Below are 703 nucleotides of genomic sequence, written 5' to 3'. Positions count from 1 at the left end.
GAAGCACAAAACAGAAGGTGCCCAGTGTTTATTTCCGGTATCTGAAGGAACGCCAAGAAACGGACTCTGAAGGCAAGACGCGATGGGTGACGGAAGCCGACATTACAAGAGCCATGAGCTTTGACCTCCAAGACCATTCTTCGTCCGCTAGTGTCTTGATAGCGGGTAACGGCGGCGGCATTCGCTGGTCCATGCCCGCATCTTATTCTGAGCGTCAAGGTGACTATCGATACACTGAATGGCGCATTGAGCCTGGTCAGAGTGTCTTGATATACGGTTGGGCGGAAGTGACCTTAAACTCTGACTCTGAACCTTCAATTCACTTCCGGTTTGATAGGGAAGGCCGCTATTTACCGATCATCTCTAAGTTCTCTGCCGCGGAAGAGCGAGGTTCTCTAGGTACAGATGCAATTCTGCATATTTGGGGTGGTGTGTCGCTTTACGCCTTGGCGATCTGCGCGTCAATGTACCTCTTTCAGATACATCGTTTATTGGCTTACCTGAGCCTCATGACATGTGTAACAAGCGCGGCTTTGCTGGGTTATGGCTATACGAGCATGAGCACCAACGTCCAAGCCGGTGCCGCTTATGTCAGTGAAAAACAACGACAGGCTGAAAGCGAAATTCAGGCCATTCTAGGGGCAGGCGAAGTGTTTTGGCCGGGGTGGGAGAATCTGGGGCAGCTGGTTTCTCATAGGTATCG

Annotated in this window: 1 protein-coding gene; it reads left to right on the top strand. The window is 51.2% G+C overall.

Going from position 1 to position 703, the window contains the following annotated elements; genetic code table 11:
- The coding region (locus A3751_RS22445; RefSeq protein WP_197466090.1) for a hypothetical protein at positions 1-703 on the top strand (703 nt) is incomplete at both ends.

This window comes from Oleiphilus sp. HI0080 (assembly GCF_001635135.1).
This window is presented reverse-complemented; position numbering and strand designations above follow the sequence as displayed.